This is a genomic window from Kineococcus arenarius subsp. arenarius, from assembly GCF_050871845.1.
In the GTDB taxonomy this organism is placed as follows: Bacteria; Actinomycetota; Actinomycetes; order Actinomycetales; family Kineococcaceae; genus Kineococcus.
Genome location: NZ_JBJLSE010000009.1, coordinates 23,140 through 45,909 on the forward strand (window position 1 = coordinate 23,140; position 22,770 = coordinate 45,909).

23 protein-coding genes are annotated in these 22,770 nt (G+C 75.3%); 11 read left to right on the forward strand and 12 right to left on the reverse strand.

What is annotated here, in order from left to right; genetic code table 11:
* Positions 1-29 precede the first annotated feature (29 nt).
* Both dapD and ACRYM0_RS04115 read left to right on the forward strand, forming a co-directional pair.
* Complete coding sequence (dapD, locus tag ACRYM0_RS04110) at positions 30-1,031, forward strand: 2,3,4,5-tetrahydropyridine-2,6-dicarboxylate N-succinyltransferase (RefSeq protein WP_432502414.1); 1,002 nt, start codon at positions 30-32, stop codon at positions 1,029-1,031.
* Positions 1,032-1,036: 5 nt separating this feature from the next.
* Positions 1,037-1,978, forward strand: coding sequence for a hypothetical protein (locus ACRYM0_RS04115; RefSeq protein ID WP_432502416.1), 942 nt, complete (start codon positions 1,037-1,039; stop codon positions 1,976-1,978).
* Positions 1,979-1,996: 18 nt separating this feature from the next.
* Here the strand turns inward: ACRYM0_RS04115 and ACRYM0_RS04120 are convergent, their stop codons facing one another.
* From ACRYM0_RS04120 to fdxA, 3 genes are all read right to left on the reverse strand, one after another.
* Entirely contained in the window at positions 1,997-3,283 is a 1,287-nt protein-coding gene (locus ACRYM0_RS04120; protein WP_432502418.1) for a citrate synthase, read from the reverse strand.
* 120 nt (positions 3,284-3,403) lie between these two features.
* Positions 3,404-4,579: a succinyldiaminopimelate transaminase gene (dapC, locus tag ACRYM0_RS04125; RefSeq protein ID WP_432502438.1), complete on the reverse strand. Its 1,176-nt coding sequence runs from the start codon at positions 4,577-4,579 to the stop codon at positions 3,404-3,406.
* Positions 4,576-4,902 (reverse strand): ferredoxin, encoded by a 327-nt coding sequence (gene fdxA, locus ACRYM0_RS04130; protein ID WP_432491972.1) that lies wholly within the window; start codon positions 4,900-4,902, stop codon positions 4,576-4,578. The genes dapC and fdxA overlap by 4 nt, the downstream gene beginning before the upstream one ends.
* Before the next feature lie 99 nt (positions 4,903-5,001).
* Between fdxA and ACRYM0_RS04135 the strand changes: the two genes are divergently transcribed.
* Positions 5,002-6,027 (forward strand): GNAT family N-acetyltransferase, encoded by a 1,026-nt coding sequence (locus ACRYM0_RS04135; protein WP_432502420.1) that lies wholly within the window; start codon positions 5,002-5,004, stop codon positions 6,025-6,027.
* A 12-nt stretch (positions 6,028-6,039) separates the two neighbouring features.
* Here ACRYM0_RS04135 and ACRYM0_RS04140 read toward each other — a convergent pair whose 3' ends face one another.
* The gene (locus ACRYM0_RS04140) at positions 6,040-8,724 is read right to left on the reverse strand and encodes a SpoIIE family protein phosphatase (RefSeq protein ID WP_432502421.1); all 2,685 of its coding nucleotides are present in this window, start codon (positions 8,722-8,724) and stop codon (positions 6,040-6,042) included.
* A gap of 229 nt (positions 8,725-8,953) precedes the next feature.
* Between ACRYM0_RS04140 and ACRYM0_RS04145 the strand changes: the two genes are divergently transcribed.
* The 4 genes from ACRYM0_RS04145 to ACRYM0_RS04160 all read left to right on the forward strand — a co-directional run bounded on the left by ACRYM0_RS04145 (position 8,954) and on the right by ACRYM0_RS04160 (position 11,534).
* Positions 8,954-9,343 (forward strand): ATP-binding protein, encoded by a 390-nt coding sequence (locus ACRYM0_RS04145; protein WP_432502423.1) that lies wholly within the window; start codon positions 8,954-8,956, stop codon positions 9,341-9,343.
* A 131-nt stretch (positions 9,344-9,474) separates the two neighbouring features.
* Positions 9,475-9,819, forward strand: a complete 345-nt coding sequence (locus tag ACRYM0_RS04150) for a cation transporter (RefSeq protein WP_432502425.1) — start codon at positions 9,475-9,477, stop codon at positions 9,817-9,819.
* A 266-nt stretch (positions 9,820-10,085) separates the two neighbouring features.
* Positions 10,086-10,532 (forward strand): DUF4396 domain-containing protein, encoded by a 447-nt coding sequence (locus ACRYM0_RS04155; protein WP_432502441.1) that lies wholly within the window; start codon positions 10,086-10,088, stop codon positions 10,530-10,532.
* 75 nt (positions 10,533-10,607) lie between these two features.
* Positions 10,608-11,534: a F510_1955 family glycosylhydrolase gene (locus ACRYM0_RS04160; protein WP_432502426.1), complete on the forward strand. Its 927-nt coding sequence runs from the start codon at positions 10,608-10,610 to the stop codon at positions 11,532-11,534.
* A 99-nt stretch (positions 11,535-11,633) separates the two neighbouring features.
* Here ACRYM0_RS04160 and ACRYM0_RS04165 read toward each other — a convergent pair whose 3' ends face one another.
* Positions 11,634-12,017 carry an ArsR/SmtB family transcription factor gene (locus ACRYM0_RS04165; protein WP_432502428.1) on the reverse strand — a complete coding sequence of 128 codons (384 nt, stop codon included), beginning with the start codon at positions 12,015-12,017 and terminating at the stop codon, positions 11,634-11,636.
* A gap of 123 nt (positions 12,018-12,140) precedes the next feature.
* Here ACRYM0_RS04165 and ACRYM0_RS04170 point away from each other — a divergent pair, with 123 nt between their 5' ends.
* On the forward strand, positions 12,141-12,548 hold the full coding sequence (locus tag ACRYM0_RS04170; protein WP_432502430.1) for a four-helix bundle copper-binding protein: 408 nt from the start codon (positions 12,141-12,143) through the stop codon (positions 12,546-12,548).
* 131 nt (positions 12,549-12,679) lie between these two features.
* Positions 12,680-13,831 (forward strand): carboxylesterase family protein, encoded by a 1,152-nt coding sequence (locus ACRYM0_RS04175; RefSeq protein ID WP_432502432.1) that lies wholly within the window; start codon positions 12,680-12,682, stop codon positions 13,829-13,831.
* Positions 13,832-13,885: 54 nt separating this feature from the next.
* Here ACRYM0_RS04175 and ACRYM0_RS04180 read toward each other — a convergent pair whose 3' ends face one another.
* Complete coding sequence (locus tag ACRYM0_RS04180; protein WP_432502432.1) at positions 13,886-15,037, reverse strand: carboxylesterase family protein; 1,152 nt, start codon at positions 15,035-15,037, stop codon at positions 13,886-13,888.
* 131 nt (positions 15,038-15,168) lie between these two features.
* Complete coding sequence (locus ACRYM0_RS04185) at positions 15,169-15,576, reverse strand: four-helix bundle copper-binding protein (protein WP_432502430.1); 408 nt, start codon at positions 15,574-15,576, stop codon at positions 15,169-15,171.
* 123 nt (positions 15,577-15,699) lie between these two features.
* Between ACRYM0_RS04185 and ACRYM0_RS04190 the strand changes: the two genes are divergently transcribed.
* Positions 15,700-16,083, forward strand: a complete 384-nt coding sequence (locus tag ACRYM0_RS04190) for an ArsR/SmtB family transcription factor (RefSeq protein WP_432502428.1) — start codon at positions 15,700-15,702, stop codon at positions 16,081-16,083.
* A gap of 99 nt (positions 16,084-16,182) precedes the next feature.
* Here the strand turns inward: ACRYM0_RS04190 and ACRYM0_RS04195 are convergent, their stop codons facing one another.
* From ACRYM0_RS04195 to ACRYM0_RS04210, 4 genes are all read right to left on the reverse strand, one after another.
* A complete protein-coding gene (locus ACRYM0_RS04195) occupies positions 16,183-17,109 on the reverse strand; it encodes a F510_1955 family glycosylhydrolase (protein ID WP_432502426.1) in 927 nt (308 codons plus the stop codon).
* Between the two features lie 75 nt (positions 17,110-17,184).
* Complete coding sequence (locus ACRYM0_RS04200) at positions 17,185-17,631, reverse strand: DUF4396 domain-containing protein (protein ID WP_432502441.1); 447 nt, start codon at positions 17,629-17,631, stop codon at positions 17,185-17,187.
* Between the two features lie 266 nt (positions 17,632-17,897).
* Positions 17,898-18,242: a cation transporter gene (locus tag ACRYM0_RS04205; protein ID WP_432502425.1), complete on the reverse strand. Its 345-nt coding sequence runs from the start codon at positions 18,240-18,242 to the stop codon at positions 17,898-17,900.
* 131 nt (positions 18,243-18,373) lie between these two features.
* Positions 18,374-18,763 (reverse strand): ATP-binding protein, encoded by a 390-nt coding sequence (locus ACRYM0_RS04210; RefSeq protein WP_432502423.1) that lies wholly within the window; start codon positions 18,761-18,763, stop codon positions 18,374-18,376.
* A 229-nt stretch (positions 18,764-18,992) separates the two neighbouring features.
* On the opposite strand from ACRYM0_RS04210, the gene ACRYM0_RS04215 reads away from it, so the two are divergent.
* Complete coding sequence (locus ACRYM0_RS04215) at positions 18,993-21,677, forward strand: SpoIIE family protein phosphatase (protein ID WP_432502421.1); 2,685 nt, start codon at positions 18,993-18,995, stop codon at positions 21,675-21,677.
* A 12-nt stretch (positions 21,678-21,689) separates the two neighbouring features.
* On the opposite strand, the gene ACRYM0_RS04220 is transcribed toward ACRYM0_RS04215, so the two are convergent.
* The gene (locus ACRYM0_RS04220; protein ID WP_432502420.1) at positions 21,690-22,715 is read right to left on the reverse strand and encodes a GNAT family N-acetyltransferase; all 1,026 of its coding nucleotides are present in this window, start codon (positions 22,713-22,715) and stop codon (positions 21,690-21,692) included.
* Positions 22,716-22,770 lie beyond the last annotated feature (55 nt).

Below are 22,770 nucleotides of genomic sequence, written 5' to 3' on the forward strand. Positions count from 1 at the left end.
CTGTCGGGCCGCCGGGTAGGGTCGCGGTCGTGAGCGAGCAGACCGGCACCCCCACCGACCCCTCCGGCAGCACGGCCGCCTCCCGGCGCGCGTGGGGGCACGGGCTGGCCACGGTCGCCGAGGACGGCACCGTGCTGGACGTCTGGTACCCGTTCCCCGCCCTCGGCGCGGCCTCCGCGGGCGAGGCCGGCCCCTACGGCGTGCCCGCCGAGCTCGCCTCCCTGGAGGACTCCGACCCGCACCGCCGGGTGCGCCAGCGGGTGGTCACCACGCAGATCGACCTGGACGCCCCGCCGGCGGACGCCGCCGACGCGTACCTGCGCCTGCACCTGCTCTCGCACCGGCTCGTCGCCCCGCACGGGCTGGAGGTGTCCGGGATCTTCGGCGTCCTCGCCAACGTGGTGTGGACCAACCACGGCCCGTGCGCGGTGGCCGACTTCGAGCGCACCCGGCTGGCGCTGCGCGCCAACGTCGGCCCGGTGACCGTGCTGGGCATCGACAAGTTCCCCCGCATGACCGACTACGTCACCCCGACCGGGGTGCGCATCGCCGACGCCGACCGCGTGCGGCTGGGCGCGCACCTGGCCCCCGGCACGACCGTCATGCACGAGGGGTTCGTGAACTTCAACGCCGGCACGCTGGGCACCTCGATGGTCGAGGGGCGCATCTCCGCGGGCGTCGTGGTGGGCGACGGCTCCGACGTCGGCGGTGGCGCCTCGATCATGGGCACCCTCTCCGGGGGCGGCAAGGAGGTCGTCTCCATCGGCCGGCGCACCCTGCTGGGGGCGAACTCCGGCACGGGCATCGCGCTGGGCGACGACTGCGTCGTGGAGGCCGGCACGTACGTGACGGCCGGCACGAAGGTCACCGTCCTGGACGAGGCCGGCGCCGCGCAGCGCACCGTCGCCGCGCGCAGCCTGTCGGGCGCGTCCGGGCTGCTGTTCCGCCGCAACTCCGTCACGGGCGCCGTCGAGGCGCTGGCGCGGCGGGGCGTGCGGGTGGAGCTCAACGCCGCGCTGCACGCCAACTGACGGCGGTGCCCGCCCGAGGTCCCGCACCGCGGCGGCTGCCGCGCTCGGCGGCGGCGGCGAACCGCCGTGCCCGTCGCCTGCGGCCCCTGGTGGCCGCGGGGGCGGCGCTCACCGTCCTCACCGCCGGTGCGGTGTGGCTGGTGCGCGACGAGGACGCGCCGGTGGTGCGCCAGCGCTGCACCGCGACGGTGGACGGGGAGTCCACGTCGCTGTCGCCCGAGCAGGCCCGGCACGCCGCCACGGTCGTGGGGATCGCGGTGCGCCGCGGGCTGCCGGCCCGCGCCGCGACCATCGGGATCGCCACGGTGATCCAGGAGTCGGGCCTGCGCAACCTCGACCACGGCGACCGCGACTCCCTGGGCCTGTTCCAGCAGCGCCCCTCGCAGGGCTGGGGGACGCCCGAGCAGGTGCAGGACCCGGTGTTCGCCACGAACGCGTTCTACGACGTGCTGGTGGAGGTCGACGGCTACCGCGAGCTGGAGGTCACCGACGCCGCGCAGCGGGTGCAGCGCAGCGGGTTCCCGCTGGCGTACGGCGACCACGAGCCGGAGGCGCGCCTGGTGGCCTCGGCGCTGACCGGGTACACCCCGGGGGGTTTCACCTGCCGGTTGCGGCAGGCGGAACCGGACGCGCAGATCGGCACGGACGACCAGCCCTCGCTGGCCGCGCAGCGCCTGCGGGAGGCGATGGGCACCGAGGTCGTGCAGGGGGAACCGCGGGTGGTGCCCGGCACGAACGGCAAGGCGCTGGAGTACGCCCTGGACGGCGAGGACGCCTCCCGGCTGGCGTGGGCGGCGGCGGGCTGGGCGGTGGCCTCGGCCGCCGAGCACGCCGTGGTGGAGGTCAGCGTCGAGGGCAGCACGTGGCAGCGCGAGCACTCCGGGCGCGGGTGGGTGCCGGCGGACACGGGCGTGCCCGCCGGCAGCGTGCGGGTGCGCGTGGCCTGACGCGCACCCGCGACGGGGTCAGCGGCCGGGGACGTCCACGTAGTCGCGCGCGCCCTCACCGACGTACACCTGGCGGGGACGGCCGATCTTGGTGGCCGGGTCGTTGATCATCTCGCGCCACTGGGCGATCCAGCCGGGCAGGCGCCCCAGGGCGAACAGGACGGTGAACATCTTCGTCGGGAAACCCATCGCCTTGTAGATGAGCCCGGTGTAGAAGTCCACGTTCGGGTAGAGCTTGCGCTCGACGAAGTAGTCGTCGGACAGCGCGATCTCCTCCAGGCGCATCGCGATGTCCAGGAGCTCGTCGCGCTTGCCCAGCTGGGACAGGACCTGGTCGGCGGTCTTCTTCACGATGGCCGCGCGCGGGTCGTAGTTCTTGTACACCCGGTGGCCGAAGCCCATCAGGCGCACGCCCTGCTCCTTGTTCTTCACGCGCGACACGAAGGTGTCGACGTCGTCGTCGGAGTCGCGGATGGACTCCAGCATGTCCAGGACCGCGGAGTTGGCACCGCCGTGCAGCGGTCCGGACAGGGCGTGGATGCCTGCCGAGACGGAGGCGAAGAGGTTCGCCTGCCCGGAGCCGACGAGGCGGACGGTGGAGGTGGAGCAGTTCTGCTCGTGGTCGGCGTGCAGGATCAGCAGCTGGTCCAGGGCCCGCACCAGCACCGGGTCGATCTCGTAGGACTCGGCGGGGTTGCCGAAGGCCATGCGGGTGAAGTTCTCCACCAGGCCGAGTCGGTTGTCCGGGTAGAGCAGCGGCTGGCCCAGCGACTTGCGGTGCGCGTAGGCGGCGATGGTCGGCAGCTTCGCCATGAGGCGGATCGTGGACAGCTCCACCTGCTCGACGTCGAACGGGTTCAGGCTGTTGGGGTAGAAGGTCGACAGCGCGCTGACGGCGCTGGACAGCACCGGCATCGGGTGCGCGTCGCGGGGGAAGGCGTCGAAGAACCGCTTGAGGTCCTCGTGCAGCAGGGTGTGGCGCTGGATCCGCTCGGTGAAGGCGGTGAGCTGCTCGGCGGTGGGCAGTTCGCCGTAGATCAGCAGGTAGCTGGTCTCGATGAACGAGGACTTCTCCGCCAGCTGCTCGATCGGGTAGCCGCGGTAGCGCAGGACGCCGGCGTCGCCGTCGATGTAGGTGATGGCCGAGGCGCAGGACGCGGTGTTGGTGAAGCCGGAGTCGAGGGTGACGAGCCCGGTCTCCTTGAGCAGGCTGGAGATGCCGAAGCCGGAGGCGCCCTCGGTGGCCGGGGTCACCGGGAGGTCGAGGTCGCCACCTGCGTGCTTCAGCGTCACGGAGTCCACCATGCGGCTGACCGTACTCGCCCGCGCGCGCCGCCCCCAACACCGGGGGCGGCGCAGCACGGGATGGCCTTCGTCACACCGTCTCCACGCCTCCTGCGCGGTCCGGGCGCACCCGGGCCCCGCTCAGCCGAGGTCGGCCAGGCGCTGCGGCACCTGCGCGACGCGCTCGTCGGTGGCGGTGAGCGCCACCCGGACGTGCTGCGCGCCGGCCGGGCCGTAGAAGTCGCCGGGCGCGACCAGCACGCCGCGCCGGGCGAGCAGGTCCACCGTCGCCCGCGCCCCCTCCCCCCGGGTGCACCACAGGTACAGACCGGCGCCGGAGGCGTCCACGCGGAAGCCCGCGCCCTCCAGCGCCCCGCGCAGCACCTCGCGGCGGGCGCGGTAGCGCTCGCGCTGGGCGTCGACGTGGGCGTCGTCGGCCAGGGCCGCGGCCAGGGCGGCCTGCACGGGCCACGGCACGATCATCCCGGCGTGCTTGCGCACCTCCAGCAGCTCGCGCACCAGGGCGACGTCCCCCGCGGCGAACGCGGCGCGGTACCCGGCGAGGTTGGACTGCTTGGAGGTCGAGTACACCGCCAGCAGCCCGGTGGTGTCCCCGCCGGTGACGCGCGGGTCCAGCACGGAGGGCACCACGGCGCCGCGGGAGGCGTCGTGCGCGGCGTCCCAGCCCAGTTCGGCGTAGCACTCGTCGCTGGCGACGACGGCGCCGTGCTCGCGGGCCCAGGCCACCAGGCGCGCCAGCTCGTCCACGTCCAGGACGGCGCCGGTGGGGTTCGAGGGGGAGTTCAGCCACAGCAGCCGCACCCGGTGGCCGGCGCGGCGGGCCTCCTCCAGGGCGTCCACGCCCCCGCCGCCCAGGTCGACGGGCACGGGCGTCGCCCCGGCGAGGCGGGCGCCGACGTCGTACGTCGGGTAGGCCACCGCGGGGTGGGCCACGGCGTCGCCGGCCCCCAGGCCCAGCAGGAACGGCAGCCAGGCCACCAGCTCCTTGGAGCCGACGGTGGGCAGTACGCCGTCGGGGTCCAGTCCGGGCACGCCGCGGCGGCGGGCGAACCACGCCGCCACCGTCCCGCGCAGCGCCGGGGTGCCCCACGTGAGCGGGTAGCCCGGGGCGTCGGCGGCCGCCCGCAGCGCCTGGGCCACCACCTCGGGGGTGGGGTCGACCGGGGTGCCGACGGAGAGGTCGACGATGCCGCCGGGGTGGCTCGCGGCCAGCGCCTTGGCGCCGGCCAGCGAGTCCCAGGGGAAGTCCGGCAGCGCCGCGCCGCGCCCGCGGCGCGCGACCGCCGGCGCGCTCAGTGCTCCCCGCCCTGCGGCGGCAGCGCGGCCACCACCGGGTGGTCGGCGTGGATCAGGCCCACCTTCGCCGCACCACCGGGCGAGCCGACGGTCTCGAAGAACTCGACGTTGGCCGCGGTGAACGCCGACCACTGCTCGGGCACGTCGTCCTCGTAGTAGATCGCCTCCACCGGGCACACCGGCTCGCAGGCACCGCAGTCGACGCACTCGTCGGGCTGGATGTACAGCGAGCGCTCGCCCTCGTAGATGCAGTCGACGGGGCACTCCTCGATGCAGGCCTTGTCCTTGAGGTCCACGCAAGGCTGTGCGATGACGTAGGTCACGGGTGTCCTCCTCCTCCGGCGCAACGGTCCGCCGGACGCGTCCTCCTAGTATCGCGGACGCCGCCGGTGCTCGCCGTCGGGGAGCGCGAGGAGGGTCCGGTGGACGCGGTCGAGGGCGCGGCGGGGCTGGCGCACGTGCTGCGCGAGCACGAGCTCGTGGTGGGCGCGCGGGTGGTGCTGCGCCACCGCCTGCCCGACGGCTCGGCGAGCGACGCCCTGGGCGAGCTGGTCGCCGCGGACGAGGCGTCCCTGGTGGTGGCGACCCGCCGCGGCGAGGTGCGGGTGCGCCGCGGCGACGTGCTGGCGGGCAAGGCGGTGCCGCCGCCGCCGCGCCGGCGCGGCGCCCCGCACGAGGCGCTCAGCACCGACGAGCTGGAGGCCGTGGTGGCCGAGCACTGGCGCCCCGACGAGCGGGTGGACCTGGGCGGCTGGCGGTTGCGGGCGGCGGGCGGCTTCACCGGCCGGGCGAACTCGGCCCTGGCGATCGGCTCGCCGGGGGTGCCGCTGCACGAGGCCGTGGCGGCGGTGGAGGGCTTCTACCGCCGGCGGGGGCTGCCGCCCCGGGTGGCCGTCCCGCACGCCGCGCACGTCGACCCGGACGAGCCCGCCCTCGCGCGCGAGCTGGCCGGTCGCGGCTGGGGCGTGGACACGCCGACCCTGGTGATGACCGCGGCGCTGGCCGCGCTGCCCGGCGCGGCCGGGGTGCCGCTGCCGGTCGGGTGCTCGGTGGCGAGCGCGCCGGAGCCGGACGCCGCGTGGCTGGAGCGCTACCACTACCGCGGCACCACGGCGGTCCCGCCGGCCGGGCGGCGCGTGCTGGTCTCCGCCGACGCGCAGGTGTTCGTGCGCGTGCTCGACGGCGGCGGCGGGACGGTCGCCGTGGCGCGCGGCTCGGCGAGCCCGGGCTGGGTGGGGCTCACGGCCGTGGAGGTCGCCCCGTCCCACCGGCGGCGCGGCCTGGCCCGGCGGCTGCTCGCGGAGGTCGCCGACTGGGGCCGGGCGCGCGGGGCGGTCTCGGCGTGCCTGCAGGTGGCGGCGGCGAACACCGGCGCCCGGGCCCTTTACGGGGCCGCGGGGTTCTCGGTGCACCACGCCTACCACTACCGGGTGCAGCACCACGGGTGACCCGCAGGAGCCTCAGGTCGCGGGTGCCGCGGGCTCGTCGGGCACGTGCGGCGGCACCCGGTGCGGGCCCGCCCCGACGGGGCGGGGGCGGTCCTGGGGGTGCAGGCGCACGGCGACGAGGGCCACGTCGTCCTCGCCGCGCTCGGGCAGCAGCCGCTCCAGGACGCCGTCGCACAGGCCGTCCAGGTCCTCCCCCGCCAGCTCGGCGATCGCCTCGCGCAGCCGCAGCAGGCCCTCGTCGTAGTCCTGGCCGCGTCGTTCCACCAGCCCGTCGGTGTACAGCAGGACCGTCGAGCCGCGGTCCAGCGCGACCTCCTCGTCGATGCGCGGCAGGTGCGGGTCGATGCCCAGCAGCAGGTCGTGCCGCAGGCCCGTCAGGGCGGTCACGGTGCCGTCGGGGGTCAGCAGCATCGGCGCGGGGTGCCCGGCGTTGGACCAGCGCAACCGGGTCACGCCGCGCTCGCGCTCGTCGAGGCCCTGCTCCAGGCGCGCCACCACCGCGGTGGCGGTCATCCCGACGGTCAGGCCCTCCATCGCCGCGTCCAGGCCGGACAGCACGGCCGCGGGGGCCCCGCCGCTGAAGTAGGCGATGCCGCGCAGCAGGGAACGCACCTGGCCCATCGCGGCGGCCGCGTCGATGTCGTGGCCCATGACGTCGCCGATGACCAGGACGGTGGCGCCGTCGCGCTGCATGAACGCGTCGTACCAGTCTCCGCCGACCTGGGCGGCCCGCGCGGCGGGGCGGTAGCGCACCGCGATCTGCAGGTGGTCCGGCTGCACCGGTGCGGTGAGCAGGCTGTGCTGCAGGCCCTCGGCGATGCGCTGCTGCTGGCCGTACAGGCGGGCGTTGTCCAGCGCCAGGCCCGCCCGGTCGGCGACCTCGCTGGCGGTCAGCAGGTCCTGGTCGCTGAAGTCGCCCGATGCCGCACCGCGCAGCAGGGTCACCAGCCCCACGGTGCGCCCGCGCGCGCGCAGCGGCAGCACCTGCCCGCTCTCCGGGGCCAGCTGCACCAGCAGGTCGCGCGCCTCACCGCTGAGCAGGGCAGCGATGGCCCCGGTGGCGCCGGAGGGCACCAGGACCGGGCGGTTGGTGCGCAGCGCCCGGTGCAGGAAGGAGGTGGGTGAGTTGATCGAGCCCAGCCGGACCTCGCGGTAGCGCTGGACCAGCGGGCGCATCTCCTCCTGCGCGTGCCAGGCTCCGATGTCGCGCAGGGCACCCCCCTCGTCGACGAGGGTGACGAGGCACCAGTCCGCCAGCGCCGGCACCAGGTGCTGGGCCAGGCGGGCGACCGCCTCCTCGGCGTCCAGGGTCGCGCTGAGGTCCGCGCTGACCCGTGCCAGCAGCTGCAGGCGCTCGGCGGTGCGCTCGGCGGCCGCCTGCGCCCGCCGAGCCTCGAGCCGGGCCTGCTCGGCGGCCCGCAGGGCCTCCTGCGCCGCCGCCCGCTCGGTCTCGGCCTGCTGCTGCGCGGCCTTGCGCGCGGTGACGTCCAGGAAGTACACCGACAGCCCGTCCGGGTCGCGCCAGGCACGCACCTCGTACCAGCGGTCCAGGGGCGCGGGGTAGTACGCCTCGAAGTTCACCTGCTCGCCCGTGGTCATCGCGCGGCGGTACTGCTCCTCGAACTGCGAGCCCACCGCGTCGGGGAACAGCTCCCACACGTTGCCGCCGAGCAGCTGCTCGCGCGGGCGCTGCAGCACCCGCTCCGCCTCGGCGTTGACGTAGCTGAAGCGCCAGTCGCGGTCCAGGGAGCAGAACGCCGACGACATCGCCTCCAGCACCCGCGACACGCGGGCGTCCTCGCGCCGCTCGGCGGTGGTGTCGTACACCGCGCCCAGCAGGTGCGACGAGCGCCCGTCGGCGTCGACCAGCGCCTCCCCGCGCGCCTTGACCCACCGGGTGTCCCCGTCGGGCAGGACGAGGCGGTACTCGGCCTCGAAGGTGGCACCGGTGCGCACGGCCTCGGCCAGCAGCCGCCGGACCCGTTCCAGGTCGTCGGGGTGGACGCGGTCCTCGAAGGCGCCCATGGTGCCGTCGAAGTCGCCGGCGCCGTAGCCGAACAGCTCCAGGACCCGCTCGTCCCAGGTCAGGACGTCGGCGCGCAGGTCCCAGGCGAAGCTGCCGACCCCGCCGGCGGCGATCGCCAGCTGCCAGCGCAGCCGGTCGGTCTCGTACTGGAGCGACAGCGCCGACAGCTCGAGCTCCGCGATCGCCGCCTCGGCCAGGTCGACCAGCACGGCGACGTCACTGGTCGCCCACTGGCGCGGGGCGGGGTCGAAGACGCACAGCGCACCGACGACGTGACCGTCCTGACCCACCAGCGGGACACCCAGGTAGGCACCCACCGCGCCACTGGTCACCGGCGGCAGCGCGGCGACCCGCGCGTCGGCGGCGGCGTCGGTCACGACCAGCGGCTCCGCGCCGGCGGCCGTCACCGTGCACAGCGACTCCGCCAGCGGGCCGGTGCTCCCCAGCAGGGCGGGGTCCTGACCGGCCAGGGCGCTGACGGTCTGCACGTCGGTCAGCAGCGAGACCTGCGAGGCCTGCGCCGAGAGCAGGCGCGCCGCCAGCTCGGCCAGCCGCTGCAGCGCCGGGTTCGCCGGGGCGCCGACGAGCCGTCGAGCGGCCTGGAGCCTCTCGGCGGCCGGGGCACCGCCCCTCGAGGCGTCCTCGCCCCCCGGCACGGGTGCTGCGACCACTGCACGCCCTCGACTCCAGCGCTGCACCGCGTGCAGCTGCACCGACAGGTGTGGCGGTGCGCTGCGGTGAGCGCCACCGCCCGTGCCGACCTTACGGCAGCACCCGAGCGGCCCGCGCTTGCCGCCACCCCGCCGGGGCGGCACAGTGGCCGTGCCGGGCGACCGGGCCCACGCAGGCTCCGCAGTACCAGTGAGCGATCACCCCGGTGGTCGAGCGGGAAGAGGATCGATGGCCCAGCTCGTCCTGGAGCCCCAGCTCTCCGCCGTGTGCACCGCCCGGCACTGGGTCAGCGACGTGATCGCCCGGTGGTGCGCGACGTCGGGGCCGCGGGTCGACGGGGACCTCGTCGAGCTGCTGACCTCCGAGGTGGTCGCCAACGCGGTGCGCCACGGCCGGGGACCGGTCACCGTCGAGGTGGCGTGCGTCGAGGAGCACGTGTGCGTCGCCGTCACCGACGCCGGCCCCGACGTCCCCGTGGTCCGCCGCGTGGGACCGGAGGCCACCGGCGGGCGCGGCATGGCCCTGACCGACCTCCTCGCCACCCGGTGGGGCGTGCGGGCCGCGCAGCCCCCGGCGAGCGGCAAGACGGTGTGGTTCCAGCTGGCCGGCGGCACCTGAGCGCCGACGGGCCCGGCGACGTCCCCCACATCACGCCCTCGAGCGGGAAATACCCCCGCGGGGTAGGGCGTTCCGTCATCGAACGCGCCACGACCCGCCGGGCCCCGGCGCTCCCGCCCCGAGGAGGATCCGTGATCCAGGACATCCAGCTCACCAGCGGCCCGACCGCGGTCACCGGCAGCGGCTGCGCCTGCTGCACCCCGGCCGACGGGGCGGCGACCAGCACGCGCAGCGGCGCGGTCGGCAGCGACGGCGTGCGCTCGAGCTACGGCGTGGCCGGGATGACCTGCGGCCACTGCGTGGCCGCCGTGCGCGGGGAGCTCAGCGCCCTGGCCGGTATCACCGACGTCGAGGTCGACCTCGTCGCCGGCGGCACCTCGACGGTGACCATCACCGCCACCGCCCCGCTGGAGCAGGCGGCCGTGGCCGCCGCCGTCGACGAAGCCGGCTACGCGCTGGCTGCTCCGCCCCGCTGACATGCCCCGCTGACGTGCACCACTGACGTCCACGACTGACCGCCGCTGACCTCCGCCACCGTCTCGATGCCCTCGAGGAGGCTGTGATGTCCCACGACCACACCGGTCCGCACACCAGCGCGCACACCACCGGCTCGCCGGCCGCCCAGCACCAGCAGGCGGACGGCCTCAGCGTCCACCGCACCGGCGCCGGCCAGGAGGCCCACGCCGACCACGAGGACCACGAGGACCACGAGGACCACGAGGACCACAGCGGGCACAGTTCGATGCGTGGTGCGACGTCGTGGGCGATGGCTGCCCAAGCCACGCTGCACTGCCTGACCGGCTGCGCCGTCGGCGAGGTCCTGGGCATGGTCATCGGCACCGCGCTGGGCTGGGGCGCGGTGGCCACCATCGCCCTGGCGGTCGCTCTCGCCTTCGTCTTCGGCTACGCGCTGACCATGCGGGGCGTGCTCAAGGCCGGCGTGGACTTCCGCACCGCGCTGAAGGTCGCCCTGGCCGCTGACACCGTCTCCATCGCCGTCATGGAGGTCATCGACAACACCGCCATGGTCGCCATCCCCGGCGCCATGCACGCCGGCGTGGCCAGCTGGGTCTTCTGGGCCTCCCTGGCCGGCGCCCTGGCCCTGGCCTTCGTGATCACCACGCCGGTCAACCGGTGGATGATCTCCCGCGGCAAGGGCCACGCCGTGGTCCACGCCTACCACCACTGAGCACCGCAGGCCCGGACCCGCCGGTGCCGTCACGGCACTGACCGGGGTCGGCACGCTCCGAGCCGAGGAGGATCGATGACTGCACACTCCCGCAGGCGAAGCCGGTCCCTGCTGCGGACCGCTGCGCTCAGCGCCGCGGTCCTGCTGGCCGGTTGCGCCGGTGCCGAACCCGCAGCCGTGCAGCACCGCGGCGGTGACTCTGAGCGCAGTGACAGTGAACGCGGTGAGGGTGGGCACGCCGCTGCCGCCGCTGCTGCCACCGCCTTGCCCAGTGCTCACGTGCACGGCGTGGCCGTCGACCCCGCCGACGGCCGGGTGCACCTGGCCACCCACGACGGGCTCTTCCGCTACGAGGAGACCGGCCCGGTGCAAGTGGGGCCCGCCATCGACCTGATGGGCTTCACCGTCGCCGGCCCGGACCACTTCTACGCCTCGGGCCACCCCGGTCCCGGCGTGGACCTGCCCGATCCGGTGGGTCTGATCGAGTCCACCGACGGCGGGCGCACCTGGCAGGTGCTCTCACGGCAGGGGCACTCGGACTTCCACGCCCTGGCAGCCTCCGACGCCGGCGTCGTCGGCTTCGACGGCGCTCTGCGCTCGACTCCCGACGGGACGACGTGGCACGTCCTGGACGCTCCCGTCGAACCGCACGACCTGGCCGCCTCCCCCGACGGGGCCGTGCTGATCGGAACCAGCGAGACCGGCCCGGTCCGCTCCACCGACGCCGGGCGCACCTGGTCGGCGATCGAGGAGGCGCCGCTGCTGCAGCTGGTGGACTTCGCCGGTGGCACCACCGTCGCGGGGGTGAGCCCGGACGGGACGGTGGCGCTGAGCACCGACGCCGGCGCGACGTGGAGCACACGGGGGCGGGTCCCAGGAGCACCGCAGGCGGTGGGCGCCGACCTGCAGCCCGACGGCACAGCACGGGTCCTGGTGGTCACCGACGCAGGCGTCCACGACTCCCGCGACGGCGGGGTGAGCTTCAGCCCGCTCCCCGCCTGAGGACGAGGCCGAGGGGGACGAGGCCGACGGGGGCGAGGGCGAGGCGACCGGCCGCCGCAGCGGGGCGCAGCGGCGCGCTGCGGCGGCCGGTCGCGCCGGTCAGTCGTCCTCGGCGCCGCCGGCACCGGCCAGGACCGCCAGGCTGCGCAGGCAGTGCTCCAGCAGCGGCTCGGGGAAGCCGTCCGCCAGGCGGTAGTAGACGACGCGGCCCTGCTTGCGCCGGCTGACCAGCCCGGCGGTGCGCAGCACCCGCAGCGCGTAGCCGACGGCGTCCTCGCCCAGGCCCAGCGCCAGGGCCATGTCCCCGACGCACAGCTCCTCGACCAGGTCCAGCGCGTACAGCACCCGCGCCCGGGTCGGGTCGCTGATCAGGCTCAGCACCGCGGTCAGCCGTGCGATGTCGTCGGCCGCCGGTACGCGGCTGCGGGCCCGCGCGACCCGCTGCGGGTCGACGGGGTGGCTGTGATCGCTCTGCTCGCTCACCCTCCCATCCTTCCCCGACGTCGACCGGTTACCCGTACGGGTCTGCGGGTACGCAGCCCTCGGGCCTGTGCTTCCCCAGGCGGCGTGACGCCGTCGGCGCAGGGCCCGGGAACGGAGGAGACCATGAGCACCGTCAGCGACATGATCAACACCTACCCCCAGGACCTCGGCGGGGTGGACCGCGAGAAGCTCGTCGCCTGCATCGAGGCGTGCTTCGAGTGCGCGCAGACCTGCACCGCCTGCGCCGACGCGTGCCTGAGCGAGGACATGGTCGCCGAGCTGACCAAGTGCATCCGCACCAACCTGGACTGCGCCGACGTCTGCGAGACCACCGGCAAGGTCCTCTCCCGGCACACCGGCTACGACGCCAACGTCACCCGTGCGATCGTCCAGGCGTGCGCCGCCGCCTGCAAGGCGTGCGGGGACGAGTGCGCCTCGCACGCCGGGATGCACGAGCACTGCCGCATCTGCGCCGAGGCCTGCCGTCGCTGCGAGGCCGCCTGCGACGAGCTGCTCGCCACCCTGGGCTGAGCAGGACCCGCGACGGCTCGCCGGCACCGCGCCGGGCGCGCTGCTCGACGCGGTGCCGGCCCGCCCCCTCCACAGGCGGCGCACACGCAGCTGCTGGGCGGTGCTCACGGCCCTCAGCGACGGTGGAGGACATGCAGGCACCCACGTTCTCCCGCCGCGCCGCCCTGGCCGGCACCCTCGGCCTCGTGGCCGTGGGCGCCGCCGCGTGCGGCTCCGACGACACCACGGCCAGCTCCTCGTCGAGCACGTCGGCGAGCTCGAGCGCCACGACCTCCTCGGCCGCGAGCTCGGAGGTGCCCGACCTGGAGACCCTGGTCGCCGAGGTCACCGACAAGTTCACCCAGGAGACCTACACCGACACCCAGACCGGGCTCAGCGTGCCCTACAACCTCTTCATCCCCACCGACTACGACGCCTCCCAGACCTACCCGATGGTGCTCTACATCCCCGACTCCAGCCTCGTCGGGCAGGACGTGAGCGCACCCCTGTCGCAGTACGGCGCCCTGATCTGGGCCAGCGACGCCGAACAGGCCAAGCACGCCAGCATCGTCGTGGTCCCGGAGTACCCCGAGGTCATCATCGACGACCACGACGCCTTCACCACCACCGACTACGTCGCGCTGACCCCGCGCCTGCTCGCCGACGTCAAGAGCCGCTACAGCGTCGACGAGGCCCGCGTGTACGGCACGGGGCAGTCGATGGGCTGCATGACGGTGATGTACCTGGCCGCGAAGGACCCCGAGCTGTTCGCCGCCGAGCTGTTCGTCTCCGGGCAGTGGGACATCACCGAGCTGCAGAACCTGACGCAGGAGAAGTTCTTCTCCATCGCCGCCGGCGGCGACGAGAAGGCCTCCGCCGGGCAGGCGGAGGTGCAGGCGATGCTCACCGACGCCGGTGTCTCCTTCCAGGCCGCGACCTGGGACGCGACGTGGTCGGCGCAGGAGCTCTCCGACGCGGCCGCCGAGCTGTTCGCCGCCGGCGACGAGATCAACTTCGCCACCTTCGAGACCGGCACCGTGCTGGAGGCTGCCGGCTCGACCACGAGCTCGGCGTCCTCGGCCGCGGCGGGCAGCGGCACCCCGCCGGCGGGCTCGACCCCGCCCGCGGGGATGACGCCCCCGGCGGACGGCAGCGGCGGCACCCCGCCGGCGGGCATGACCCCGCCCTCCGGCGCGGGCTCGGCCGGCGGGGCGGGCACCTCCTCCGAGCACATGGCCTCCTTCGAGCCGGCCTACAAGGTCACCGCGCTGCGCGACTGGCTGTTCCAGCAGAGCGCGGCCTGACGCGACGCGCGGGACCCCGGGACCCGGCCGGGTCCCGGGGTCCCGCGCGTCGCGTCAGGCCGCGCTCTGCTGGAACAGCCAGTCGCGCAGCGCGGTGACCTTGTAGGCCGGCTCGAAGGAGGCCATGTGCTCGGAGGAGGTGCCCGCCCCGCCGGCCGAGCCCGCGCCGGAGGGCGGGGTCATGCCCGCCGGCGGGGTGCCGCCGCTGCCGTCCGCCGGGGGCGTCATCCCCGCGGGCGGGGTCGAGCCCGCCGGCGGGGTGCCGCTGCCCGCCGCGGCCGAGGACGCCGAGCTCGTGGTCGAGCCGGCAGCCTCCAGCACGGTGCCGGTCTCGAAGGTGGCGAAGTTGATCTCGTCGCCGGCGGCGAACAGCTCGGCGGCCGCGTCGGAGAGCTCCTGCGCCGACCACGTCGCGTCCCAGGTCGCGGCCTGGAAGGAGACACCGGCGTCGGTGAGCATCGCCTGCACCTCCGCCTGCCCGGCGGAGGCCTTCTCGTCGCCGCCGGCGGCGATGGAGAAGAACTTCTCCTGCGTCAGGTTCTGCAGCTCGGTGATGTCCCACTGCCCGGAGACGAACAGCTCGGCGGCGAACAGCTCGGGGTCCTTCGCGGCCAGGTACATCACCGTCATGCAGCCCATCGACTGCCCCGTGCCGTACACGCGGGCCTCGTCGACGCTGTAGCGGCTCTTGACGTCGGCGAGCAGGCGCGGGGTCAGCGCGACGTAGTCGGTGGTGGTGAAGGCGTCGTGGTCGTCGATGATGACCTCGGGGTACTCCGGGACCACGACGATGCTGGCGTGCTTGGCCTGTTCGGCGTCGCTGGCCCAGATCAGGGCGCCGTACTGCGACAGGGGTGCGCTCACGTCCTGCCCGACGAGGCTGGAGTCGGGGATGTAGAGCACCATCGGGTAGGTCTGGGAGGCGTCGTAGTCGGTGGGGATGAAGAGGTTGTAGGGCACGCTGAGCCCGGTCTGGGTGTCGGTGTAGGTCTCCTGGGTGAACTTGTCGGTGACCTCGGCGACCAGGGTCTCCAGGTCGGGCACCTCCGAGCTCGCGGCCGAGGAGGTCGTGGCGCTCGAGCTCGCCGACGTGCTCGACGAGGAGCTGGCCGTGGTGTCGTCGGAGCCGCACGCGGCGGCGCCCACGGCCACGAGGCCGAGGGTGCCGGCCAGGGCGGCGCGGCGGGAGAACGTGGGTGCCTGCATGTCCTCCACCGTCGCTGAGGGCCGTGAGCACCGCCCAGCAGCTGCGTGTGCGCCGCCTGTGGAGGGGGCGGGCCGGCACCGCGTCGAGCAGCGCGCCCGGCGCGGTGCCGGCGAGCCGTCGCGGGTCCTGCTCAGCCCAGGGTGGCGAGCAGCTCGTCGCAGGCGGCCTCGCAGCGACGGCAGGCCTCGGCGCAGATGCGGCAGTGCTCGTGCATCCCGGCGTGCGAGGCGCACTCGTCCCCGCACGCCTTGCAGGCGGCGGCGCACGCCTGGACGATCGCACGGGTGACGTTGGCGTCGTAGCCGGTGTGCCGGGAGAGGACCTTGCCGGTGGTCTCGCAGACGTCGGCGCAGTCCAGGTTGGTGCGGATGCACTTGGTCAGCTCGGCGACCATGTCCTCGCTCAGGCACGCGTCGGCGCAGGCGGTGCAGGTCTGCGCGCACTCGAAGCACGCCTCGATGCAGGCGACGAGCTTCTCGCGGTCCACCCCGCCGAGGTCCTGGGGGTAGGTGTTGATCATGTCGCTGACGGTGCTCATGGTCTCCTCCGTTCCCGGGCCCTGCGCCGACGGCGTCACGCCGCCTGGGGAAGCACAGGCCCGAGGGCTGCGTACCCGCAGACCCGTACGGGTAACCGGTCGACGTCGGGGAAGGATGGGAGGGTGAGCGAGCAGAGCGATCACAGCCACCCCGTCGACCCGCAGCGGGTCGCGCGGGCCCGCAGCCGCGTACCGGCGGCCGACGACATCGCACGGCTGACCGCGGTGCTGAGCCTGATCAGCGACCCGACCCGGGCGCGGGTGCTGTACGCGCTGGACCTGGTCGAGGAGCTGTGCGTCGGGGACATGGCCCTGGCGCTGGGCCTGGGCGAGGACGCCGTCGGCTACGCGCTGCGGGTGCTGCGCACCGCCGGGCTGGTCAGCCGGCGCAAGCAGGGCCGCGTCGTCTACTACCGCCTGGCGGACGGCTTCCCCGAGCCGCTGCTGGAGCACTGCCTGCGCAGCCTGGCGGTCCTGGCCGGTGCCGGCGGCGCCGAGGACGACTGACCGGCGCGACCGGCCGCCGCAGCGCGCCGCTGCGCCCCGCTGCGGCGGCCGGTCGCCTCGCCCTCGCCCCCGTCGGCCTCGTCCCCCTCGGCCTCGTCCTCAGGCGGGGAGCGGGCTGAAGCTCACCCCGCCGTCGCGGGAGTCGTGGACGCCTGCGTCGGTGACCACCAGGACCCGTGCTGTGCCGTCGGGCTGCAGGTCGGCGCCCACCGCCTGCGGTGCTCCTGGGACCCGCCCCCGTGTGCTCCACGTCGCGCCGGCGTCGGTGCTCAGCGCCACCGTCCCGTCCGGGCTCACCCCCGCGACGGTGGTGCCACCGGCGAAGTCCACCAGCTGCAGCAGCGGCGCCTCCTCGATCGCCGACCAGGTGCGCCCGGCGTCGGTGGAGCGGACCGGGCCGGTCTCGCTGGTTCCGATCAGCACGGCCCCGTCGGGGGAGGCGGCCAGGTCGTGCGGTTCGACGGGAGCGTCCAGGACGTGCCACGTCGTCCCGTCGGGAGTCGAGCGCAGAGCGCCGTCGAAGCCGACGACGCCGGCGTCGGAGGCTGCCAGGGCGTGGAAGTCCGAGTGCCCCTGCCGTGAGAGCACCTGCCAGGTGCGCCCGCCGTCGGTGGACTCGATCAGACCCACCGGATCGGGCAGGTCCACGCCGGGACCGGGGTGGCCCGAGGCGTAGAAGTGGTCCGGGCCGGCGACGGTGAAGCCCATCAGGTCGATGGCGGGCCCCACTTGCACCGGGCCGGTCTCCTCGTAGCGGAAGAGCCCGTCGTGGGTGGCCAGGTGCACCCGGCCGTCGGCGGGGTCGACGGCCACGCCGTGCACGTGAGCACTGGGCAAGGCGGTGGCAGCAGCGGCGGCAGCGGCGTGCCCACCCTCACCGCGTTCACTGTCACTGCGCTCAGAGTCACCGCCGCGGTGCTGCACGGCTGCGGGTTCGGCACCGGCGCAACCGGCCAGCAGGACCGCGGCGCTGAGCGCAGCGGTCCGCAGCAGGGACCGGCTTCGCCTGCGGGAGTGTGCAGTCATCGATCCTCCTCGGCTCGGAGCGTGCCGACCCCGGTCAGTGCCGTGACGGCACCGGCGGGTCCGGGCCTGCGGTGCTCAGTGGTGGTAGGCGTGGACCACGGCGTGGCCCTTGCCGCGGGAGATCATCCACCGGTTGACCGGCGTGGTGATCACGAAGGCCAGGGCCAGGGCGCCGGCCAGGGAGGCCCAGAAGACCCAGCTGGCCACGCCGGCGTGCATGGCGCCGGGGATGGCGACCATGGCGGTGTTGTCGATGACCTCCATGACGGCGATGGAGACGGTGTCAGCGGCCAGGGCGACCTTCAGCGCGGTGCGGAAGTCCACGCCGGCCTTGAGCACGCCCCGCATGGTCAGCGCGTAGCCGAAGACGAAGGCGAGAGCGACCGCCAGGGCGATGGTGGCCACCGCGCCCCAGCCCAGCGCGGTGCCGATGACCATGCCCAGGACCTCGCCGACGGCGCAGCCGGTCAGGCAGTGCAGCGTGGCTTGGGCAGCCATCGCCCACGACGTCGCACCACGCATCGAACTGTGCCCGCTGTGGTCCTCGTGGTCCTCGTGGTCCTCGTGGTCCTCGTGGTCGGCGTGGGCCTCCTGGCCGGCGCCGGTGCGGTGGACGCTGAGGCCGTCCGCCTGCTGGTGCTGGGCGGCCGGCGAGCCGGTGGTGTGCGCGCTGGTGTGCGGACCGGTGTGGTCGTGGGACATCACAGCCTCCTCGAGGGCATCGAGACGGTGGCGGAGGTCAGCGGCGGTCAGTCGTGGACGTCAGTGGTGCACGTCAGCGGGGCATGTCAGCGGGGCGGAGCAGCCAGCGCGTAGCCGGCTTCGTCGACGGCGGCGGCCACGGCCGCCTGCTCCAGCGGGGCGGTGGCGGTGATGGTCACCGTCGAGGTGCCGCCGGCGACGAGGTCGACCTCGACGTCGGTGATACCGGCCAGGGCGCTGAGCTCCCCGCGCACGGCGGCCACGCAGTGGCCGCAGGTCATCCCGGCCACGCCGTAGCTCGAGCGCACGCCGTCGCTGCCGACCGCGCCGCTGCGCGTGCTGGTCGCCGCCCCGTCGGCCGGGGTGCAGCAGGCGCAGCCGCTGCCGGTGACCGCGGTCGGGCCGCTGGTGAGCTGGATGTCCTGGATCACGGATCCTCCTCGGGGCGGGAGCGCCGGGGCCCGGCGGGTCGTGGCGCGTTCGATGACGGAACGCCCTACCCCGCGGGGGTATTTCCCGCTCGAGGGCGTGATGTGGGGGACGTCGCCGGGCCCGTCGGCGCTCAGGTGCCGCCGGCCAGCTGGAACCACACCGTCTTGCCGCTCGCCGGGGGCTGCGCGGCCCGCACGCCCCACCGGGTGGCGAGGAGGTCGGTCAGGGCCATGCCGCGCCCGCCGGTGGCCTCCGGTCCCACGCGGCGGACCACGGGGACGTCGGGGCCGGCGTCGGTGACGGCGACGCACACGTGCTCCTCGACGCACGCCACCTCGACGGTGACCGGTCCCCGGCCGTGGCGCACCGCGTTGGCGACCACCTCGGAGGTCAGCAGCTCGACGAGGTCCCCGTCGACCCGCGGCCCCGACGTCGCGCACCACCGGGCGATCACGTCGCTGACCCAGTGCCGGGCGGTGCACACGGCGGAGAGCTGGGGCTCCAGGACGAGCTGGGCCATCGATCCTCTTCCCGCTCGACCACCGGGGTGATCGCTCACTGGTACTGCGGAGCCTGCGTGGGCCCGGTCGCCCGGCACGGCCACTGTGCCGCCCCGGCGGGGTGGCGGCAAGCGCGGGCCGCTCGGGTGCTGCCGTAAGGTCGGCACGGGCGGTGGCGCTCACCGCAGCGCACCGCCACACCTGTCGGTGCAGCTGCACGCGGTGCAGCGCTGGAGTCGAGGGCGTGCAGTGGTCGCAGCACCCGTGCCGGGGGGCGAGGACGCCTCGAGGGGCGGTGCCCCGGCCGCCGAGAGGCTCCAGGCCGCTCGACGGCTCGTCGGCGCCCCGGCGAACCCGGCGCTGCAGCGGCTGGCCGAGCTGGCGGCGCGCCTGCTCTCGGCGCAGGCCTCGCAGGTCTCGCTGCTGACCGACGTGCAGACCGTCAGCGCCCTGGCCGGTCAGGACCCCGCCCTGCTGGGGAGCACCGGCCCGCTGGCGGAGTCGCTGTGCACGGTGACGGCCGCCGGCGCGGAGCCGCTGGTCGTGACCGACGCCGCCGCCGACGCGCGGGTCGCCGCGCTGCCGCCGGTGACCAGTGGCGCGGTGGGTGCCTACCTGGGTGTCCCGCTGGTGGGTCAGGACGGTCACGTCGTCGGTGCGCTGTGCGTCTTCGACCCCGCCCCGCGCCAGTGGGCGACCAGTGACGTCGCCGTGCTGGTCGACCTGGCCGAGGCGGCGATCGCGGAGCTCGAGCTGTCGGCGCTGTCGCTCCAGTACGAGACCGACCGGCTGCGCTGGCAGCTGGCGATCGCCGCCGGCGGGGTCGGCAGCTTCGCCTGGGACCTGCGCGCCGACGTCCTGACCTGGGACGAGCGGGTCCTGGAGCTGTTCGGCTACGGCGCCGGCGACTTCGACGGCACCATGGGCGCCTTCGAGGACCGCGTCCACCCCGACGACCTGGAACGGGTCCGGCGGCTGCTGGCCGAGGCCGTGCGCACCGGTGCCACCTTCGAGGCCGAGTACCGCCTCGTCCTGCCCGACGGGGACACCCGGTGGGTCAAGGCGCGCGGGGAGGCGCTGGTCGACGCCGACGGGCGCTCGTCGCACCTGCTGGGCGCGGTGTACGACACCACCGCCGAGCGGCGCGAGGACGCCCGCGTGTCGCGGGTGCTGGAGGCGATGTCGTCGGCGTTCTGCTCCCTGGACCGCGACTGGCGCTTCAGCTACGTCAACGCCGAGGCGGAGCGGGTGCTGCAGCGCCCGCGCGAGCAGCTGCTCGGCGGCAACGTGTGGGAGCTGTTCCCCGACGCGGTGGGCTCGCAGTTCGAGGAGCAGTACCGCCGCGCGATGACCACGGGCGAGCAGGTGAACTTCGAGGCGTACTACCCCGCGCCCCTGGACCGCTGGTACGAGGTGCGTGCCTGGCGCGACCCGGACGGGCTGTCGGTGTACTTCCTGGACGTCACCGCGCGCAAGGCCGCGCAGCAGCAGGCCGAGACCGAGCGGGCGGCGGCGCAGGAGGCCCTGCGGGCCGCCGAGCAGGCCCGGCTCGAGGCTCGGCGGGCGCAGGCGGCCGCCGAGCGCACCGCCGAGCGCCTGCAGCTGCTGGCACGGGTCAGCGCGGACCTCAGCGCGACCCTGGACGCCGAGGAGGCGGTCGCCCGCCTGGCCCAGCACCTGGTGCCGGCGCTGGCGGACTGGTGCCTCGTCACCCTCGTCGACGAGGGGGGTGCCCTGCGCGACATCGGAGCCTGGCACGCGCAGGAGGAGATGCGCCCGCTGGTCCAGCGCTACCGCGAGGTCCGGCTGGGCTCGATCAACTCACCCACCTCCTTCCTGCACCGGGCGCTGCGCACCAACCGCCCGGTCCTGGTGCCCTCCGGCGCCACCGGGGCCATCGCTGCCCTGCTCAGCGGTGAGGCGCGCGACCTGCTGGTGCAGCTGGCCCCGGAGAGCGGGCAGGTGCTGCCGCTGCGCGCGCGCGGGCGCACCGTGGGGCTGGTGACCCTGCTGCGCGGTGCGGCATCGGGCGACTTCAGCGACCAGGACCTGCTGACCGCCAGCGAGGTCGCCGACCGGGCGGGCCTGGCGCTGGACAACGCCCGCCTGTACGGCCAGCAGCAGCGCATCGCCGAGGGCCTGCAGCACAGCCTGCTCACCGCACCGGTGCAGCCGGACCACCTGCAGATCGCGGTGCGCTACCGCCCCGCCGCGCGGGCCGCCCAGGTCGGCGGAGACTGGTACGACGCGTTCATGCAGCGCGACGGCGCCACCGTCCTGGTCATCGGCGACGTCATGGGCCACGACATCGACGCGGCCGCCGCGATGGGCCAGGTGCGTTCCCTGCTGCGCGGCATCGCCTACTTCAGCGGCGGGGCCCCCGCGGCCGTGCTGTCCGGCCTGGACGCGGCGATGGAGGGCCTGACCGTCGGGATGACCGCCACCGCGGTGGTGGCGCGCCTGGAGCAGGGCCTCGACGAGCGCGAGCGCGGCGTGACCCGGTTGCGCTGGTCCAACGCCGGGCACCCCGCGCCGATGCTGCTGACCCCCGACGGCACCGTGACCGCCCTGACGGGCCTGCGGCACGACCTGCTGCTGGGCATCGACCCGCACCTGCCGCGCATCGACGAGGAGGTCGCGCTGGACCGCGGCTCGACGGTCCTGCTGTACACCGACGGGCTGGTGGAACGACGCGGCCAGGACTACGACGAGGGCCTGCTGCGGCTGCGCGAGGCGATCGCCGAGCTGGCGGGGGAGGACCTGGACGGCCTGTGCGACGGCGTCCTGGAGCGGCTGCTGCCCGAGCGCGGCGAGGACGACGTGGCCCTCGTCGCCGTGCGCCTGCACCCCCAGGACCGCCCCCGCCCCGTCGGGGCGGGCCCGCACCGGGTGCCGCCGCACGTGCCCGACGAGCCCGCGGCACCCGCGACCTGAGGCTCCTGCGGGTCACCCGTGGTGCTGCACCCGGTAGTGGTAGGCGTGGTGCACCGAGAACCCCGCGGCCCCGTAAAGGGCCCGGGCGCCGGTGTTCGCCGCCGCCACCTGCAGGCACGCCGAGACCGCCCCGCGCGCCCGGCCCCAGTCGGCGACCTCCGCGAGCAGCCGCCGGGCCAGGCCGCGCCGCCGGTGGGACGGGGCGACCTCCACGGCCGTGAGCCCCACCCAGCCCGGGCTCGCCGAGCCGCGCGCCACGGCGACCGTCCCGCCGCCGCCGTCGAGCACGCGCACGAACACCTGCGCGTCGGCGGAGACCAGCACGCGCCGCCCGGCCGGCGGGACCGCCGTGGTGCCGCGGTAGTGGTAGCGCTCCAGCCACGCGGCGTCCGGCTCCGGCGCGCTCGCCACCGAGCACCCGACCGGCAGCGGCACCCCGGCCGCGCCGGGCAGCGCGGCCAGCGCCGCGGTCATCACCAGGGTCGGCGTGTCCACGCCCCAGCCGCGACCGGCCAGCTCGCGCGCGAGGGCGGGCTCGTCCGGGTCGACGTGCGCGGCGTGCGGGACGGCCACCCGGGGCGGCAGCCCCCGCCGGCGGTAGAAGCCCTCCACCGCCGCCACGGCCTCGTGCAGCGGCACCCCCGGCGAGCCGATCGCCAGGGCCGAGTTCGCCCGGCCGGTGAAGCCGCCCGCCGCCCGCAACCGCCAGCCGCCCAGGTCCACCCGCTCGTCGGGGCGCCAGTGCTCGGCCACCACGGCCTCCAGCTCGTCGGTGCTGAGCGCCTCGTGCGGGGCGCCGCGCCGGCGCGGCGGCGGCGGCACCGCCTTGCCCGCCAGCACGTCGCCGCGGCGCACCCGCACCTCGCCGCGGCGGGTCGCCACCACCAGGGACGCCTCGTCCGCGGCGACCAGCTCGCCCAGGGCGTCGCTCGCCGAGCCGTCGGGCAGGCGGTGGCGCAGCACCACCCGCGCGCCCACCACGAGCTCGTGCTCGCGCAGCACGTGCGCCAGCCCCGCCGCGCCCTCGACCGCGTCCACCGGACCCTCCTCGCGCTCCCCGACGGCGAGCACCGGCGGCGTCCGCGATACTAGG

Bases quoted from the DNA above. Each gene is read 5' to 3' on its own strand.
- ACRYM0_RS04155 (WP_432502441.1), top strand. From the start codon at position 10,086: ATGCGTGGTGCGACGTCGTGGGCGATGGCTGCCCAAGCCACGCTGCAC.
- ACRYM0_RS04195 (WP_432502426.1), bottom strand. From the start codon at position 17,109: ATGACTGCACACTCCCGCAGGCGAAGCCGGTCCCTGCTGCGGACCGCT.
- ACRYM0_RS04170 (WP_432502430.1), top strand. From the start codon at position 12,141: ATGAGCACCGTCAGCGACATGATCAACACCTACCCCCAGGACCTCGGC.
- ACRYM0_RS04185 (WP_432502430.1), bottom strand. From the start codon at position 15,576: ATGAGCACCGTCAGCGACATGATCAACACCTACCCCCAGGACCTCGGC.
- ACRYM0_RS04120 (WP_432502418.1), bottom strand. From the start codon at position 3,283: ATGGTGGACTCCGTGACGCTGAAGCACGCAGGTGGCGACCTCGACCTC.
- ACRYM0_RS04145 (WP_432502423.1), top strand. From the start codon at position 8,954: ATGGCCCAGCTCGTCCTGGAGCCCCAGCTCTCCGCCGTGTGCACCGCC.
- ACRYM0_RS04200 (WP_432502441.1), bottom strand. From the start codon at position 17,631: ATGCGTGGTGCGACGTCGTGGGCGATGGCTGCCCAAGCCACGCTGCAC.
- ACRYM0_RS04175 (WP_432502432.1), top strand. From the start codon at position 12,680: ATGCAGGCACCCACGTTCTCCCGCCGCGCCGCCCTGGCCGGCACCCTC.
- ACRYM0_RS04210 (WP_432502423.1), bottom strand. From the start codon at position 18,763: ATGGCCCAGCTCGTCCTGGAGCCCCAGCTCTCCGCCGTGTGCACCGCC.
- ACRYM0_RS04160 (WP_432502426.1), top strand. From the start codon at position 10,608: ATGACTGCACACTCCCGCAGGCGAAGCCGGTCCCTGCTGCGGACCGCT.
- ACRYM0_RS04180 (WP_432502432.1), bottom strand. From the start codon at position 15,037: ATGCAGGCACCCACGTTCTCCCGCCGCGCCGCCCTGGCCGGCACCCTC.